The organism is Marinobacter sp. EVN1 (assembly GCF_000475375.1).
Taxonomy (GTDB): Bacteria; Pseudomonadota; Gammaproteobacteria; order Pseudomonadales; family Oleiphilaceae; genus Marinobacter; species Marinobacter nauticus.
Genome location: NZ_AXCB01000043.1, coordinates 1 through 981, shown reverse-complemented (window position 1 = coordinate 981; position 981 = coordinate 1). Strand labels below are relative to the sequence as shown.

The window sequence follows — 981 nt, the reverse complement described above, 5'->3', positions numbered from 1 at the left end:
CGCTTTCGTTGGCCTTAGAAGATTCAGCCGCTCTGACGGATTCAGCGCTGGCGTCTTCTGTCCGCTGCAAGGAAGCACCCAGGCCCAGGTTTTCCAGTTTGCTGGTAATAGGACCGGTTTCTCCATGGTGGATAATTTCCAATGTACGACCCGATAAATCGAATGACAGCGACTGAATGTTTTCAACGCCAGTCAGTGCCATTCGAATCATTCGCTCTTCCGAGGGACAATCCATTTTTGGTATTTTGTAGGTGCTTAGCTGGCTACCTGTTTCGGCGGTGGCGCGTCCCTGAAACTTGTCATCTACGACAGAGTCTTCACTACCACACTGCCCATTGCAGGGTTTGCTCATTTTCTCGGCTCCGGTTTTCGTACAAATGATGCAATTTAAAACCCTGTAGCCACTACAGGGTCAATAACTAATCTACACTAGTAGTCGTCAAAATCGGCGTTTGTCTGGATAAAGATCTACAATGATAAGTGCGATGGTGTGGACGTCTAATTTTATTTCGAGGGTAAACTTTATGATTTCATTTAAAGGACTTACAGCAACCGCTGCGTTGTTGGTTTTTCCTGCATTCGTGCTAGCGCATGGTGATCAAGGCTCATGGCAAGGGCATGGTCCTGGCATGATGATGGATCAGGAGCAAATGCAACAGATGCACCAGAACTGGTCTCACATGAACCAGCTGATGCAACGCATTCCTGATGAAGCTTCACCGCAAGAACGGCAACGATTGATGCGAGAACACAGGGAGGCGATGCAAGAGCAAATGGGTTTTATGCATCACGGTATGATGGGCCCCGGCATGATGCGTGGACAAAACGGCATGATGGGAGGTCAGCACATGATGAACGGCGGCGGTAAATCAAAGAATGGTGGTAGTCTGTCTAACGAGCAACAAATTCAGATGATGCAGGAGCGCATGGATCAAATGCAGCTGATGATGGAGCAAATGCTGCAATACCAGCAAAATCTAA

General features: G+C 48.0%; 1 protein-coding gene and 1 pseudogene. One reads left to right on the top strand and one right to left on the bottom strand.

Annotation, left to right across the window (positions count from 1 at the left end; translation table 11 throughout):
• Window positions 1-352 (bottom strand): annotated as a pseudogene (locus Q674_RS34805) (heavy-metal-associated domain-containing protein); the annotation flags it as partial.
• Between the two features lie 172 nt (window positions 353-524).
• Between Q674_RS34805 and Q674_RS34800 the strand changes: the two are divergent.
• On the top strand, window positions 525-981 hold a 457-nt coding region (locus Q674_RS34800; protein ID WP_031210274.1), incomplete at its 3' end, for a hypothetical protein.